Genomic DNA, 17,451 nt, shown 5'->3' on the forward strand with positions numbered 1-17,451 from the left:
GGTCATCCGTTTTATGAAAATAAAGCGCTTTATACCTATACTGATCTTATTACTCGCATTTATGAGTCTCGCAGGATGCGGGGGAAGCAGCAACTCTGCGGACACCGGCCAAAACAAGACGTCCGGAGATCAAAAGCTGGAACAGGTCCAGCTTAAGCTGATTCTCCCCGGCGACAAGCCGCAGCATTACGATGAAGCCATGAAGGCCCTGAACGAGAAGCTGACTGACAAAATCCAGGCCACATTGGACATTCAATATATTCCGTGGGATAACTACAAAGATCAGATTCTGGTCAAGCTGGCGGCCGGCGAGAATTTTGATTTTTACTATCACGGCTGGTGGATCGGCTATGCCCAAGTGCTTGCCAAAGGGGGAACGAAGGATATCACCGATATTTTTCAGAAATATGCTCCCGATCTGTATAACGGCCTGACAGAGGATTATATCAACACCAACAAATATAAGGACAAAATTTACGGCATACCGGTTCCAGGGCCGCTTGAGTACCCTCAAGGCTACAACTTCCGGGCGGACCTGGCCGAGAAATACGGCTATAAGCCGGAGGATTTCAAGACGCTTGAAGATACGATCGATTTTGGCCGAAAGGTGATGGCAGCCGACAAGACGAGGATCGTGGGCAGGTTTAACGGTGAATATACCGGGAACTACCAATCGGCCGCCTTCCTCGGCATGCAGCGGGAATATATTCCGAACAACGATTTCAGTTCGCCGGGCATGCTGCTGAATAACGAACCGGTCGTCGTCAACCAGTTTGAAACCCAGCAATACAAAGATTTCCTGAAATTGCAAAACGACTGCTGGAACGAAGGCTTGGCCGACAAAGATTCGCTGTTCAGCAAATCCAATGTGGTGACTCTCTCCAATTCCGATGTCAGCGTCATTGGAGGCATGGGCAATCCACCTGAAGGCGAGCTGGGCGACCGCTCGGCGGCACTGTCCAAAATCGAGCCCGGGGCGCGTATGGACTTTGTCTTCATGGAAAAAGGCGTTAAAATGGTCAGCTCTTTCAAGGCCAGTAATTTCACGGTAATCTCCCCATCCTCCAAAAATCCGGAACGGGTGCTGATGTTCCTGAATCTGCTCTACACCGACCAGGCCGTGCGCGACAATTATTTATACGGCATCGAAGGAGAGGATTTCATCCCTGTGGGAGATGACCAGTTCAAATATCCCGAGGGTAAGGACAAAACAAAGGCATTTTTCAACGAATGGTGGATGGTCACCCCTTGGTCTAAGGCCCGCCTGTCGGCCAATGCTACGGAAACGGACAAAAAGACCATCGAGTTTTTGACGAATCCGGACAATTTCGAGAAGTCCGTCATCTCCGGCTTTGAGTTCAACTCCGATCCGGTAAAATCGGAAACTTCCAAGGTGTCTGCGGTGGTGCTGGAATATCGTAAAGTGCTGGAAAGCGGCTCAGGTACGGCCGCCGAGCAGCAAACCAAATACGATGAGTTTATTAGTAAGATGAAAAAAGCGGGCGTCGATAAGATTATTGCCGAAAAGCAGAAACAAATTGACGAATTCCTGAAGAAATGACGGCATCAAAGGATAAGTTAGCTTGGCTACAATCCGTTTAACGGTATAGCATATAAAAAAGATACAGGAGGGTTATGCACATGAAAAAAAGCTGGAAGGTATTCCTGCCGATCATGCTGGCTGCGGTCCTTGCGCTCAGCGGCTGCTCCGGAGGGAACAACGGCAACAGTGGCAACGGTAATCAGGAGGGGCAAAATTCCCCTTCCAACACAACCGGTAACACATCGGATTCCAAGCTTGACCAAGTCACTCTGAAGCTTATTTTGCCGGGCGACAAACCCCAGCATTACGACCAGGTCATGGAAGCAATAAACCAAAAGCTTCAGGAAAAGATTCAGGCCTCATTGGAGATTCAATACATTCCTTGGGATAGCTACAAGGACCAAATTCTGGTGAAGCTGGCCGCCGGTGAAAATTTTGACTTCTATTACGACGGCTGGTGGCAAAACTACGCACAGGTGCTGGATAAAGGAGGAGCGCTGGACATCACCGAGATGTTCCCGAAATACGCTCCGGATTTATACAACGGGCTGACGGCTGATTATGTGAACACAAATAAATATAACGGGAAAATATACGGTATTCCGGTACCGGGACCGCTCGAATATCCGCAAGGCTTTAATTTCCGTGCCGATATCGCGGAGAAATACGGCTATAACAGAGATAATCTGAAATCCGTAGCCGACGTCGAGGCGTTTATGAACAAAGCGCTGGCCGGGGAAAAGGGCAAGATTGGGATTCGTTATAACGGTGAATACACCGGGGATTATCCGGCTCTGGCCTTCCTGGGTACGCAGCGGGAATTTCTCCCGAGCAACGATTTCAACTCTCCCGGCATGCTGCTGAACAACGAGCCGAAAGTCGTTAACCAGTTCGAAACCCAGCAGTATAAGGACTTTTTGAAAATGAAACAGCGCTGGTGGAGTGAAGGTTTGATTGACCGGGATTCGTTGTTCAACAAAGCGTCGGTTACGACGGATGCAAGCACCGATACGACTGCGCTCGGCAGCTTCGGCAATGCGCCGGAAGGCTGGCTCGGCGACCGTACCGCATCGCTTTCCCAACTCGAAGCGGGTGCCAAACTGGACTATGTTTTACTTGAGGGCGACGGCTTTAAGATGGTCAGTTCCTTTAAAGCCGGCAATTTCACGGTGGTTTCCCCCGATTCCAAGAATCCGGAGCGGGTGCTGATGTTCCTGAATTTGCTTTATAGCGACAAGGAAATCCGCGATCTTTACCTGTACGGCATCGAGGGTCAGGACTTTATCGCAGTCGGCGACAATCAATTCAAATTTCCCGACGGCATGGATACGACCAAGACGTTCCATAACGAATGGTGGATGGTGACTCCGTGGGCCAACGCCAGAATTTCGGCCAATGCCACCGACACGGACAAACAGTTCCTGACTTATTTGACCGATCCGAACAATTTCCAGAAATCGGTCATCGCCGGCTTCGACTTCAAACCGGATGCCGTGAAATCGGAAATTTCAAAAGTCAGCGCCGTGGTCGGCGAATACCGCAAAGTGTTGGAAAGCGGCTCCAGCTCAGACGCTCAGCTTGAAGAGAAATACAACGAATTTATCGATAAGTTGAAAAAGGCCGGCTCCGACAAGATCATTGCCGAGAAACAAAAACAGATTGACGAGTTCTTGCAAAAATAAATGGGGTTGCCGCAGTGGCCTTCGCTGCTGCGGCAATCTTTACGCTTTCTTATTTCCATAATTATTCTTTAATAATCAAATATCCCAAATCTTCGAGGCATGGTCGCCCGGGAAAGGAGGTGAGGACCCATTAGGAGAACCGTGGGCCATGTTGCTAAGACCGTTTATTTGTAGGAGGCAATAACATTTAAAACGGGGAGGCGTTGATTTGGGACACAAGCAAAGCAGTAAACGTTTGAAAAAAATGATTTCGGGAGCGACTGTAATTTCGCTGCTCGCGGCCAACTTTTTCACCGGAATGGCTGCCGCGGCTCCGACGACTTATTCGTTCAATACGGCGTCGGGCACGCTTGATGTGGACTATGCCTCATATTTATCAAAGCATGACGTGGTGTATAACAAACCCAACACGGACCCGAAAAGCGGACTGACTGTGGGCAACGGCAAAGTTGGAGCCATGGTATGGAGCGCAAACGGAATTACGATGCAGGTATCCGGCGTAGACGCTTCCGAGGAGGGATTTGCGTCCCAGGGGCTGGTCAATCTGTACAGCAACCCCGGCATGGATACGGGTTACAGCACTTACCAACAGCGGCTTGATTTGTATGGCGGCTTGCTGACCACGAAGTACGACAACGACCGGACCGTAACGGTGCTGGGCTCGCCGAATTCCGAAGTGCTTGGCATTCACGTGGAGGATTCACGCTCTAATGTGTCAAACGTGGCGCTGGATCTCAGCCTTTGGGATGTCTCCGGCTTCGGCGGCGGGGATGTGCCGAACATGAACACCTGGCGGACGGTAAATACGTTTACCGAACCGACGGTGGCGGGCTTAAGCCGGGGGCAAGCCGATCCGAACAACTTCGGGTATACGCTTGCCGCAACGGTAGAAGGGGCCAATTTCACGACGCAGGCCGTGGATGGACGGAAGGTACGGCTCAACATTACGCCGTCTTCCAGCTATACCGTCTGGATCGCTGCCGCCAGCAGATTAAACGCGCCTGGTCATAATTCGGTGAATGAAGCCAAAGCGCAGCTGAACAGCGTAAAAAATGCGGGTTACGCGGCGACGCTAGCCAGCTATACGGACTGGTGGCATGATTTTTGGGAGAAATCCTTTGTGCAATATTCCAATCCGTCCGGCGATGCCGATTATTTGGAGAACATTTACGATCTGGCCACTTACATGATCGCAGCAGGCGGTTACGGCAATTATCCGTTTCATTTCATCAACGGCGTGTTCAGCGGAGTAAGGGACGACGACAGCAGCAAGTGGAGCAACGCCTATTGGTACTGGAATCAAAGGGACATTTATAATTCGTTCCTGGCTTCCAACCATACCGATATGATGAATGTGTTCAACAACATGTACAGTCGCAACTATAACGCGTTGAAAGCGTATACGATGACCAGGTACGGCATTGACGGCATTTGGGTGCCCGAAACGATGGGGTGGAACGGGAGCGCTGCGGGAACGATCGGCAGCGACTTCGTGAATGATATCTATTCCACCGGCGTGGAAGCCGCCCTGAACATGTACGCCCAGTACAAATATACGAATGACGCGGCTTATTTGAGCGGCACGGCCTATCCGTTCATGCGGGAGACCGCCAAGTTCTACGCCGCCAAGCTGTCCTTCAACAATGCGACAGGCAAATATTATATGGCCAGCTCCAATGCGCATGAGACTTATTGGGACGTGCAGAACGCCATTACCGATCTTGCCGCTGTGCGGGCGCTGTTCCCGAAGGCGATCCAGGTCAGCCAGCAGCTCGGCACGGACAGTGGACTGCGCAGCCAATGGCAGAACATTCTGAATAACCTGGTGGATTATCCGGTCGATCCCGCCGATCCGAACAAATATTTCCCGCATACGCCGCCGGCCTCCACGATCCGCAACGGAGAAAACGTGGTTCTGGAGCTCTTGTGGCCTTACAGCGTAAGCGGGATCGGCGCGCCGGACTATCAGAAGCTGGTGAATAATTTTAACAGCCGGATATTCACCTATGGGGCCATTTGGGACCCGGGGGCGATTCAAGCGGCCCGGCTGGGACTTGGGGACGCGGCTTATTCGGGCATGAAGACCATGCTTCAGCGGTATCAGACACTGCCGAACGGACGGACGAACGATACGAACGGCGAGTTCGAGTATTTGGGCGTTCATTTGTCGGCGATCAATGAATCGCTGCTGCAAAGCTACAATGATAAAATCCGCGTGTTTCCCGCTTTGCCGTCGGATCCGGGGATGGACGCCAAGTTCACGCTGCTGGCAAGCGGAGGTTTCCTCGTTAGCTCTGAAAAGGAGAGCGGGGAGATCAAATACGTGGGGATAAAGAGTCTTTACGGAAACGGGGCGACGGTGGTCAACCCTTGGGGCACCCAGCAGGTGCAAGTCAGAAGGGTTTCGGACAATTCGGTGGCGCTGACTTCATCCGGCGCGGAGCTTAACTTTGCGACGACAGCCGGCGCGGTATACGTCATCGAGCGTACCAATAAACCTTTGAGCAATTACACGCATGCGACGCTGACCGGAACGGCTAACCAAGGTATGAAATCGTTAGGCGGAACGACCGCGAAGCTTGGTTCCTCCGGGGGTGGAAATGCGGATCCGGAAATGATCAACGACGACGCGTCCGTCGGGTTCTCCTATGGAAGCGGCTGGCAAAACAGCGACGGGCGGGGGCTCGGCGATTACGGCGACGACATCCATTACACCACGACAAACGGCGCTGCGGCGGAATTTACGTTTACGGGGACCGGCATTGACTACTACAGCGAAAAATTCGGCGATATGGGCAATGTGGATGTCTATATCGACAATGAGTTCCAAGCGAACGTCAACCTGAATATATCCGGTTCAAGACAGGTTCAGCAGGTGGTATTCAGCAAAACCGGGCTGACCGCGGGAACGCATACGATTCGGATCGTCAGCAAAACGGCGCAGGTGGCAGCTATCGACGCTTTCAAGGTGTACTCGGGAGAAAGCGGCAGCACGGCGCCCATCGGAGCGACGATTGCGATGACATCGCTGGCTAACGGGCTTTACGTCACGGCGGAAAATGCCGGAAACGAGCCGCTGATCGCGAACCGTCCGGTCGCGGGACCGTGGGAGCAGTTCAAGGTGATTGACGCCGGCGGCGGCCTGATTGCTCTTCAGGCGCTGGCCAACAACTTGTATGTAACTGCCGGGAATGCAGGCACGGAGAGCTTGATCGCGGAGGCTTCAACCCTTGGGGACGGGGAGAAGTTCCGCTGGATTGACAATGACGACGGCACGTTTTCGCTGCAGCTTGCGGCGACCGGCCAATACGTGTGCGCGGAAAACGGAGGTGCGGAGCCTTTGATCGCTAACCGCGAATCCGTCGGCGTATGGGAAAAATTTTTGAGATAGGCAGCCTTGGAAAGCGCTGGAAGAACTTGAATTCAAACTTTTGTAACGGAGGTAATGAATGATGTTCATGAAAAAACAGCTGCTGTGTCTGCTGGTTTTGCTGCTCGCCGTTCCGGTGATATCCGGAATGCCCGGACGGGCAAGCGCTTCGGCGCCGGTGATTGGCGAGACCATCGCCCTAAAAGCCTTGTCCAATAACTATTACGTGTGCGCGGAGAATAGCGGTGCCGAGCCGTTGATCGCCAACCGTGAAGCCGTTGGAGCCTGGGAACAGTTTATCATTCGCGACGCCGGCGGCGGGCTGTACGCATTGCAAGCCAACGCCAACAACAAATACGTTTCGAAGCAGGCCAACAATCAGCTTGTCGCCAGCGCCAGCACCATCGGCCCGAACGAGAAATTTGAAATCATCGACGCCGGCGGCAACAATGTCAACATCCGTTCGACCGTGAACAGCCGGTATGTCTCGGCCGATATCGACGAGGGGCTGCCGCTCACGGCCGATCGCACTACGGCGGGGCCATGGGAGCTTTTTGAAAAGGTCGTCGTCTCCACTCCCGTGAATCCGGGCGGTCCGCATTATTTGGGCGTCACCTTCGGTTTCTCGGACAGAACGCTGCACGGCGGTCCTTATGACAACCAAGGCAATCAAATTTTCAATTTGCCGATGTTCAAAGCGACTGTTGATGAAACGAAGTTCTGGGATAATTATGTGGAAGAGCTGTTGTCGGCGGGAGTCGACTTCGTCGCACCGACCATTCGCGGATATCTGGACCCGCCAATGGCGGCGAACGGCGGCGGGGATACACGGAAGCTGAGCGGCCTGGTGGACGCCATTAACCGCCGAGGCGCGGCGGACCAGCTTAAAATCAGCGCGCTCGACGACACTCCTGCTTCGATGACGGACAAGAAGAACGCCTTTAAGCATAACACGGGCGGCTATAATCCGCCGTTTGACATCGGCGACGAGAACGGAACCGGCGAAGGCGGCTACCAGTATATTTGGGACCATAATCTTCGCGCTTTCTTCCAAGCGGTGCCCGATAATCTGCGGTTTAAAATCGACGGCAGACCGGTTATTTACGAATGGGGCGTCGGAGACTTCGCCTTCACGAATCAAGGCAACGGCAATTTGAAGAAAATGGTGGAATATATTCGCGAGAAAGCGCAGGAGGAGTTCGGGATCAATCCGTATCTGATCGTCGACCAATCCTGGCTTACGGAAGATCCTACTGTAGCCTCCGTCATCGACGGTGTAGACAATTGGTTCCCGGTACCCGGTGGAAAAACGGTAAGAGCCTTTAACGGAAAGAACTTCGGCGTTGCCGTTCCTTCCTTCCGCTTTGATGTAGGCAACACGCATATGTTGATTGAACCAAACCATGGCCAAACGTTCAAAGACAATCTGAATGCCACGGTGCCGAACAGCTTGGTGACCCTGGTCGAAGGTTTTTCCGATTGGGAAGAAAACGCGGCCATGTGGCGCGGCAGAGAAGGAACTTACGCGAATACCTGGTATGACTACCCTAACCAAATGATCAATATCCTGCGTCAATTCTCGCGCAATCCGTTCCCGACGAGCCTTAGAGTGGAAGCGGAAAGCGCGGACAGCTACAGCGATACAACGACGGGCAACAGCTTTGGCGTGTATCGCGACGGCAATATCGACGTGCAAGCGACCGGGGATACCGGTGGCGGCTGGAACGTCGGCAGCACGGCGGCCGGGGAATGGCTGGAATGGAAAGAGATTCCGCTGCAGGGCAACGTGACGCTGAAGGTTCGCGCGGCGGCTCAGAATAGCGGCAGCAGAGTCCGGTTCGTCGTAGACGGCGTTGCCGGGCCTACCGTTACGATTCCGAATACGGGCGGAGGGCAGACTTATCAGACGGTGGATGCCGGAAGCTTTACGTTCCCGGCAGGCAGCTACCATACGGTTCGCCTTGAACTGCTCGACGGCGGTATTAACTTAAATTACTGGACGAACTAAACCTGACTTCATTTGAACATCGGCAGGTCCGTTTGACTGACCGCGGTTCCCGAAAGCTTGCGGGAACCGCGGTTTTACGCGGCTTGACGGATAAGGAGGAGAGCAAAAGCATGAGCATGATCCATGAACGTCATATTGCGAAAACGCTTGACAAATTGCAAAGAATCGAAGAAAACTATGCCGCCTGCATTTTTGAAAGGGTTGACGAAATACCGGTCCGATATCGGGAGACGGATGCCCATTTGTATGAGGTGCCGGACGATTCGGAGGAATGGAGTCCCGCAAGCCCCGGAACGGTCTGGGGCAAAGCCTGGGGTTCGGCTTGGTTCAAAGGGAAATATACGGTCCCTGGCGAGGTTGCCGGCAGGGATCTTTACATAACCGCGGAGTTGGACGCGGTGGAGGCCTTGTTCTGGGTGGACGGGCAACCTCGCGGCATTTTCACCCATCCGAAGGAAGCGGACAACCGCGGCAACCATCATACGCTGCTGCTTGCCGCCGGAGCTCGTGCCGGAGCCTCGTTCGAACTGGCTTTTGAGGCATATGCGGGACATCCTTGCTTCGGAACCCAGCCTTTTCAAACGTACGAGTCCAATGACGGATACCACAGCCGGTTCGAGCGGATTTTCCGGACAGTGAAGGTGATGCTTCGCCGTGAAGACGTCAAGGATTTTGTCTTTGGACTGCGTACGCTGAATCAGCTTGCCGCAGCGAACGCTGTGGACGGATTTCGCCGGAAACGGGTGATCGAAGGACTGCTTCAGGTTTATGACCTTGTCGTTCAAGCACCGGGGGAAGCGCCGGAAAGCGAGTGGCGCCCGCGCATTGCCGAGGCCCTGGGGATTATGGAGCCGCTCTTGTCCGCCCGAAACAGCGAATCCGCTCCGGTTGCCGGGATCATCGGGCATTCGCATATGGATACGGCCTGGCTCTGGACGCGCGACGAGACGATCCGAAAATGCGCGCGTACCTACGCCAATGTCCTCAGCTTGATGGAGCAGTATCCCGAATACACTTTTATCCAAAGCTCGGCCTTTCATGCGGAGCTGATGCGGCGTCATTACCCGGCGATTTTTGAAGGAATGAAAAAAAGGATCGCCGAGGGGCGATGGGAGCCAAACGGGGCAGTGTGGATCGAATGCGACTGCAATCTGGTGTCGGGAGAGTCGCTGGTGCGGCAATTTTTGAAAGGACAGCGGTATACCCGGGAGCACTTCGGCTATACGGCGGACACCTTCTGGCTGCCCGATACCTTCGGCTATAGCGCGGCCATCCCGCAGATCATGGCGGGAGCTAACGTGAAATATTTTCTGACCACCAAGCTGTCCTGGAACGACACGAACGACTTCCCTTACACGACGTTTAAGTGGCGCGGCCTGGACGGGACTTCGGTATTGTCCCACTTCAATTTCATTCACTGCTGGCCGGATGCCGGATCGCTGATTCAGCGGATTTACGGCGCGGGGTACAGCAGCAACGGATCAAGCGTCTCCGGAAGCGGCGGGATTCCGGTGACTGCGGCTTCGCGGCGGCTTGTCTCGTACGGATACGGTGACGGAGGCGGCGGTCCCCAGTACGAGATGCTGGAGGCGGCCCGCCGGGTTCGGGATTTGGAGGGCGCGCCTCGCGCCGAGCATACGCGGGTCGGCCGCTTTATGGCGGAGCTCGAAGCGAGCGATTTTACGCCTCCGGTGCATTCGGGCGAGCTGTATTTCGAAGGCCATCGCGGCACGCTTACACAGATGCATCAGATTAAGCACAACAACCGCAAAGCGGAATTTGCGTTAAGAACGCTGGAACTGGCGGAGGTAGTGCGGCGGCTTGAAAAGGGAGCGGTTTCTTCGTCTGCCGCCGCGCGCCGCGAGGAACTTTACGAGCTGCTGTTAATCAATCAGTTCCACGACATTCTTCCGGGCACCTCCATTCCTGAAGTGCATGACCGCGCCATCCGCGAAGTGGGTGGAGTTATCGCCGAGGCCGAAGCATTGGCCGATTCTTTGTTCGCGGAGACGGCGGAACCGGCGGAGGAAACGGTAACGCTATGGAACTCGCTTAGCTGGGAACGCACGGGCACAGTTGAAGTGATGGTTCCGCAGAATTCGGAACAGCACGTTGGTCAGGGCCCCGAACTTATCCCGGCGGACTCCGCGCTTTCCTGGCAGCGGATCAAGGATGTGGCGGGCCGGGAGAAGCTGCTCGTTGGCGGTACAAAAATGCCGGCTTTGGGCGCAGTAACCGTCAAGCTGGCCGCAAGCAAGGCCAAACCGGCAGTTTCACCGTTCAAGCTGGAGGGCCGGCGGCTTGACACGCCGTTCGCCGCCGTTTTGTTTGATGAAAAGGGCTATATTTCTTCGTATGTCGATAAAGACTCGGGACGCGAACTGCGTCGGCCTGGAGCGCTTCCGCTTAACGCTCTGCTGATGGGCGAGGACATCCCTTGGGCGTGGGACAATTGGGACATCGACCGGGATGCGGCGGGAAAACTGAAACTTCAAACGGATCTGTTAAGCCGCGAGGTTGTCGCCGATGGTCCGCTGCAGTTGCGAATCCGCAGCAGTTACCGGATCGGCCGTCAATCGTCTCTGGAACAGGATATGGTTTTCCATGCGAACAGTCCGCGGGTGGATTTTGAAACGGTAATTGATTGGAAAGACCCGCATCAACTGCTTAAAGTCGGTTTCGATGTCGATCTGCTGGCGCACAGCGCCCGGCACGAGGTGCAGTTCGGGCATGTCGAGCGGCCTACGCACACCAATACCTCGATTGATCAAGGGATGTTCGAGGTGTGCGCCCATAAATGGACCGATTTATCGGAGTCGAGATTCGGCGTCGCCCTGCTCAACGATTGCAAATACGGCGTTTCCGCGGAAGGCTCCGATCTCCGGCTGACGCTGCACAAAGGCGGCCAACATCCCGACCCTCGCGGAGATGTGGGCGTGCATGAAGTCACCTACTCCTTCCTGCCGCACAACGGCGGTTTCGGAGCGGAGAACGTCATTCGTCCGGCTTATGAGCTGAATGTGCCGGTTCTCTCCGTTTGGGGCGAAGCCCATCCGTCTTTTATATCGCTTGCGGCCGTTGATGCGGCCCATGTGCTGATCGAAACCGTCAAGCCGGCGGAGGATGACGATGCGTTCGTGCTGCGTCTTTACGAAACGGAACGCAGCGCCGTCAAAGGAGCGAAGCTGCGGCTTGGCGTGACACCGAAACGCGCCGCGCTGGTGAACCTGCTGGAGGAAGAGCTTTCGGAGCTTGAGCTGGGCGGTGCGGAGATATCGCTAGATTTTCGGCCGTTTGAGATCAAAACCGTCAAAATTTATTACTGAAACGAGGAGATCAAACCGATGAAAGCCTATTTAAACGTTGACCTGCCGCTTGAGGAACGGGTGGAGGATCTGGTACGCCGTCTGACGCCGAAAGAAAAGCTGTCGCAGTTATTGCACGACGCGCCCGCGATCGAACCGCTGGACATTCCGGCGTACAACTGGTGGAATGAGTCGCTGCACGGCGTTGCGCGGGCCGGGGTCGCGACGGTGTTTCCCCAGGCGATCGGACTCGCGGCGACCTTTGATTCCAACCTGCTGCTGCGGGTGGCCGAGGTCATATCCGGCGAGGCGAGAGCCAAGCATCATGAATTCGTGCGCCAGGGAGACAGGGGGAGCTATAAAGGTCTGACGATGTGGGCTCCGAACGTCAATATTTTTCGGGATCCAAGATGGGGCCGGGGGCAGGAAACCTACGGGGAAGATCCGTATTTAACCTCCGAGCTGGCGGTTGCTTTCATTCGGGGGCTGCAGGGAGACGACCCCGATTATCTTAAGGTGGCTGCCTGCGCCAAGCACTTTGCGGTGCACAGCGGGCCTGAGAAGAATCGCGAATCCTTCGATTCGCGGGTTTCCGTCAAGGATATGCGGGAAACCTACTTTCCCGCCTTCCGCGCTTCGGTGACCGAAGCCCATGTGGAGGCCGTCATGTCGGCCTACAATCGGCTCAACGGGGAGCCGTGCTCGAACAATCGCTGGCTGCTGGAGGATGTGCTGCGGGAAGAATGGGGCTTTAAAGGACATGTCGTATCCGACTGCGGCGCCATTTATTTCATCAGCGAGTTCCACAAGACGGCCGCAAACGAAGCGGAAGCCGCCGCGAAGGCGGTAAAAAGCGGCTGCGAGCTGCACTGCGGAGGAACCTATCGCTTTTTAAATCAGGCATACCTTGAAGGGATGCTGACGGAAGAGGAGATAGATCACGCGCTGCGGCGTGTGCTGCGGACCCGTTTCAAATTGGGAATGTTTGATCCGGAAGAACGGGTGCCTTATGCCTCCATTCCTTATGAAGTCGTCGATTGCGAGGAACATCGCGAGCTTGCCCGCAAGGCGGCCAGAGAAAGCGCCGTTTTGCTCAAGAATGCAGGCAGTCTGCTTCCCTTGTCCAAGGAACTGAAATCCATCGCCGTCATCGGCCCTAACGCGGACGATCGCGAAGTGCTGCTCGGCAATTATAACGGTACCCCGTCGCATCCCGTGACTTTGCTGGACGGCATCCGGCGTGCCGTATCGCCGCAGACGCGCATTTATTACGCCAAGGGCTGCGACTTGCTCAATAACCAGGGGCAAAGCATGGTGACCTCCATGGATCGCGTCGGCTTCTCCGAAGCGGTGTCTGCGGCTGAGCGGGCGGATGTGACGGTCCTGTGCCTTGGATTATCCTCGCGGATTGAAGGGGAGAACGGGGACGCTTTCAATTCCGATGCCGCGGGCGACCGAGTGTACCTGGAGCTGCCAAGCGTGCAGCAAGCGCTGCTCGAAGCCATTCATGCCACCGGCACGCCGGTCGTGCTGGTGCTCCAAAACGGCAGTGCGCTTCAGGTATCCTGGGCCGAGGAGCATATTCCGGCTATTCTGGAAGCCTGGTATCCGGGAGGCCAGGGAGGAGAGGGCGTCGCCGATATCCTGTTCGGGGATTTCAATCCTTGCGGACGGCTGCCCGTAACTTTTCCAGCCTCGCTGGACGACTTGCCGCCGTTTGAAGACTATTCGATGGAGAACCGGACTTACCGTTTTTCGCAGGCGAAACCGCTGTATCCGTTTGGGTACGGCTTGAGCTTTACCTGTTTCGAGTACAGCGAATTAACGCTCTCCAATACTGCCGTTCAAGCCGGACAACCGGTCGTTGCTTCCGTCACGGTGAAAAATGCCGGTCAAGCGGCCGGCAGCGAGGTTGTACAATGTTATCTCGAGGATGTCGAAGCTTCCGTCCGGGTTCCGATCCGTCAGCTTGTCGGTATCAAGAAACTGTACCTGGAGCCGGGGCGTCAAGAGACGGTCAGCTTCGAAATCAAACCGGAAAGCATGGCCCTGATCACCGAGGAGGGGGCGTCCGTTCTGGAACCGGGAGAATTCCGCGTTCATATCGGGGGAAGCCAGCCGGACGGGCGAAGTGAAGAATTGACGGGGCAATCCGTCAATCATGTCTCATTTTTTATGATATAAATTTTATGCGGCTTGAATGCCGCAACAGGGGCTCTTCTTTCCCTTTTCGGGGAGGGAAGAGCTTTTTTCTGTTTAAACAACGGAAAATCACCGTTTTGCCTAAACCTCCGTCTTTCGTGTAAAATATAAGTACACATGTTCCTATGGAGAGTTGGATTCTTACCGGAAGTGAAGGTGGTAAACATGATTATCAGCGCGAGCCGGCGGACCGATATCCCGGCTTTTTATGCGGATTGGCTGATGAACCGTTTGAAGGAAGGATTCGTGCTGGTCAAAAACCCGATGAATCCGCAGCGCGTCAGCCGGGTCGTTTTAAACCCGGATGTCGTGGATTGTATCGTGTTCTGGACGAAAAATCCGCAGCCGATGCTGGGAAAACTGAAGGCTATCGAGGAAATGGGTTACCCGTTTTATTTCCAATTCACGTTGACCCCGTACGGCAAATCCGTAGAACCGGGGCTGCCGCCGAAAACGGAAATCATCGAGACCTTCAAGAAGCTGAGCGGACAAATCGGCGCCGGGCGGGTGGTATGGCGCTACGATCCCGTAATCGTAAACGAGGAGATGAGCGTGCGGTATCACCTGGAGACCTTTGCAAGAATGGCCGAATCGCTCGGAGAATACACGGACAGATGCATGTTCAGTTATGTTGATCTTTACGCCAAAATGAAAAAGAGAGCCAGAGGCACGATTGACGAAGAATTGACCGAAACGAACATGAACCGCATCGCCGAGGGGTTTGCCAAAATCGCCGCCGAGCACCGCATTCAGTTATCCACCTGTTCCGAAAAAATCGATCTTGAGCGGTACGGAATAACCCATGGTTCTTGCATCGATCAAGGGATGATTGAAAGCGTAATCGGCTGTCCGATCAGCGCTAAAAAAGACCCCAATCAACGTTTGGAGTGTGGATGTATTCAGAGTGTGGATATCGGGGGATATGACTCCTGTCCATACGGATGTCTGTATTGCTATGCCACCGCCAGCCAGGCTGCGGTTGTGAACAATATGAGGCTTCATGATAAACAGTCGCCCCTGTTAATCGGCGAGCCGAATCCCGGTGATCTCATCACCGACAGGGAAGCCAAATCGCTGAAGGAATCGCAGCCGTATTTGTTTTGAGAGTCGTACAAAAAGAGCGGCCGTTTCAAAAGTAAATTGGAGTTGCCCTTGATGCACGGCGCGCAGGCCCTCGTGCTGCCGGCATTGAGGGCGATCCGAGCGGCCGGAGTGTAGCTCGTCATCGAGGGTGAGCTGCTCGTCAGCCGGATTCAGCCCAGTCGGGCGTGGGACCGGCTTACTTTGGCTTTTGCCGCGGGGAGCGGCAGGCGCTGAACGGGACCATCCTGGCCTGGAATAAATAATAAACGGCAAACGGCGATTTCTCGAATAGCGGTACAAAATGGCCTTATTTCATTCCCAAACCGCGTTTTTCAGAAAATAGCGATACAAAATGGCCCTATTTTCGGCAAAACGTCCCAAATCGAGGGGAAAAGGAGCTCTCCTGCAGAAATAAGGCCATAAAACGGCGCTATTTATCCAAAATGAGGCTTTCAGTGGAAATAGGGCCAAAAAATTCCGCTATCTAGGGAGAATGGAGAACGGTTAAGGCTCGGCAGCCAAATATCAAACAAACCGGTTTGCCGGTCTGCCCGGATCCCGCCTCAAAGCTCCACGATCTTGGTCGCGATGTTATCGCAGAATTCCCGGTCATGCTCTACGAACAGTACGGTCGGGGCGGAATCTAGCAGCAGTTCTTCGATCTGCATGCGGGAAATGACGTCGATGAAATTGAGCGGCTCATCCCAGACGAGCAAATGGGCTTTTTCGGAAAGGCTTTTGGCGAGCAGCACTTTTTTCTTTTGTCCGCCGCTGTAATCCGAAAGATCCTTTTCAAACTGATCTCTGGAGAAATCGAGCTTCCGAAGGATCGCCTTAAACAGACTTTCGTCAATATCCTGGTCTCTGGCGTAATCCGAAAGATTTCCGCGCAAGTGTGAAGTGTCTTGGGACACGTAGGATATTTTTAGCTGGCTTCCTACATGGAGCGTGCCCGTGTGGCTGAGAGGCTCTCCGCAAATCAGCTTGAGAATGCTGGATTTGCCCGAGCCGTTTTTACCGGTGAGCGCAATTCGGTCCCCTTGGTTAATCGTAAAGCCGATATCCCGGCAGGCCGTCTTGTCGGCATAATGGATCGACACATGGTCCAATTGGGCGAGTTGGCTTTTGTGGTAAGCAAGCTGCGACAGCTTCAGATTTTCCGAGCTTTCCACATTTTTGAGCAGCCGGGATTTTTCCTCGATCGCCGATTGCTGCCGCTGCTCCATGCTTTTCGAGCGTTTCATCATTTTGGCGGCTTTGTGGCCGATGTATCCTTTATCCACCTTGGAGCCGGAGTTCCGGGTTCCGTTTTTCGTTTTTTCCACTTCATGCGACCAGTTGTTTGTACGTTTCGCCGCTTCGGACAGCCGCTTGACGTCTTTGCGCAGCTTGTCGTTTTCGGCTTGCTCGAAATGGTCCTGGCGTTCTTTATTTTGCCACCAATCGGAGAAATTACCTTTTTGAACTTCAATGTTGGTTTTGTTGATGGACAGAATATGATCCACGCAGTTATCGAGAAACGCCCGGTCATGGGATACGAGAATAAAGCCGCTTTTGGCGCCCAGGTAGTCGCTGACAAGTTCTCTGGCTTCCATGTCCAGATGGTTCGTCGGTTCGTCGATGAGCAGGAAGCGGTCTTCCTTCAGGAAAAGAGCGGCCAGCATCACTTTCGTCTGCTCTCCGTCCGACAACGAACCGAAAGGGCGGTATAACACGTCCTCGGAAACCTGCAGCAGCGACAGTTCGCGCATCAGTTCCCAATGGACATAATCCGGGTAAATGTCGGCGATAACATCGAGGGTATTGAACTCTTTATTTTCGACTTGAAAAGGGAAATACTCGAAGCCGATATCGGCCGATATGCTGCCGCCGTATTCGTACTTTCCGAGCAGCAGATTCAGAAACGTCGTTTTTCCGCGCCCGTTTCTCCCCGTAAAACCCAGCTTCCAATCGGTATCGATTTGAAAGCTGACGTTCTCGAAAATAGGATCGTAGCTGCCCTCATAGGCAAACGACAGATTTTTTACATTGACTAATGACATGATAAATATCCTCCTGCACGCAAAAATAAAAGCCGCAAGAAAGTTACTTCTTGCAGCTCAAATGGATACGGCAAATTCAACCCACGTGTGGCGTCGAATAAGGATATATCGTTTGAGTGAAAGGATCAGTAACTTTCCTGCCAAAAGAATAAAACGCGCGAGAAACAAAGCTGCTTCTCACTTTGCGGTTTTATCATTCTGAGCAAGAAATTTTAC

8 protein-coding genes are annotated in these 17,451 nt (G+C 54.0%); 7 read left to right on the forward strand and 1 reads right to left on the reverse strand.

Annotated features, from left to right (window positions below; all coding sequences use genetic code 11):
- Positions 1 to 13: 13 nt before the first annotated feature.
- The 7 genes from ACI48K_RS06165 (at position 14) to ACI48K_RS06195 (ending at position 15,214) form a co-directional block, all read left to right on the forward strand.
- On the forward strand, positions 14 to 1,561 hold the full coding sequence (locus tag ACI48K_RS06165) for an ABC transporter substrate-binding protein (protein ID WP_475026676.1): 1,548 nt from the start codon (positions 14 to 16) through the stop codon (positions 1,559 to 1,561).
- Between the two features lie 80 nt (positions 1,562 to 1,641).
- Entirely contained in the window at positions 1,642 to 3,225 is a 1,584-nt protein-coding gene (locus tag ACI48K_RS06170; protein WP_475026677.1) for an extracellular solute-binding protein, read from the forward strand.
- Positions 3,226 to 3,433: 208 nt separating this feature from the next.
- Positions 3,434 to 6,616 (forward strand): glycosyl hydrolase family 95 catalytic domain-containing protein, encoded by a 3,183-nt coding sequence (locus ACI48K_RS06175; protein WP_475026678.1) that lies wholly within the window; start codon positions 3,434 to 3,436, stop codon positions 6,614 to 6,616.
- A gap of 58 nt (positions 6,617 to 6,674) precedes the next feature.
- Positions 6,675 to 8,603 (forward strand): DUF5010 domain-containing protein, encoded by a 1,929-nt coding sequence (locus ACI48K_RS06180; RefSeq protein WP_475026679.1) that lies wholly within the window; start codon positions 6,675 to 6,677, stop codon positions 8,601 to 8,603.
- Positions 8,604 to 8,713: 110 nt separating this feature from the next.
- Positions 8,714 to 11,929 (forward strand): alpha-mannosidase, encoded by a 3,216-nt coding sequence (locus ACI48K_RS06185; RefSeq protein ID WP_475026680.1) that lies wholly within the window; start codon positions 8,714 to 8,716, stop codon positions 11,927 to 11,929.
- Between the two features lie 18 nt (positions 11,930 to 11,947).
- Positions 11,948 to 14,092: a glycoside hydrolase family 3 C-terminal domain-containing protein gene (locus tag ACI48K_RS06190; RefSeq protein WP_475026682.1), complete on the forward strand. Its 2,145-nt coding sequence runs from the start codon at positions 11,948 to 11,950 to the stop codon at positions 14,090 to 14,092.
- Positions 14,093 to 14,275: 183 nt separating this feature from the next.
- A complete protein-coding gene (locus ACI48K_RS06195) occupies positions 14,276 to 15,214 on the forward strand; it encodes a DUF1848 domain-containing protein (protein WP_475026683.1) in 939 nt (312 codons plus the stop codon).
- A gap of 542 nt (positions 15,215 to 15,756) precedes the next feature.
- On the opposite strand, the gene ACI48K_RS06200 is transcribed toward ACI48K_RS06195, so the two are convergent.
- Positions 15,757 to 17,235: an Lsa family ABC-F type ribosomal protection protein gene (locus ACI48K_RS06200; protein ID WP_475026684.1), complete on the reverse strand. Its 1,479-nt coding sequence runs from the start codon at positions 17,233 to 17,235 to the stop codon at positions 15,757 to 15,759.
- Between the last annotated feature and the right edge of the window lie 216 nt (positions 17,236 to 17,451).

It is taken from the genome of Paenibacillus terrisolis (assembly GCF_056171975.1).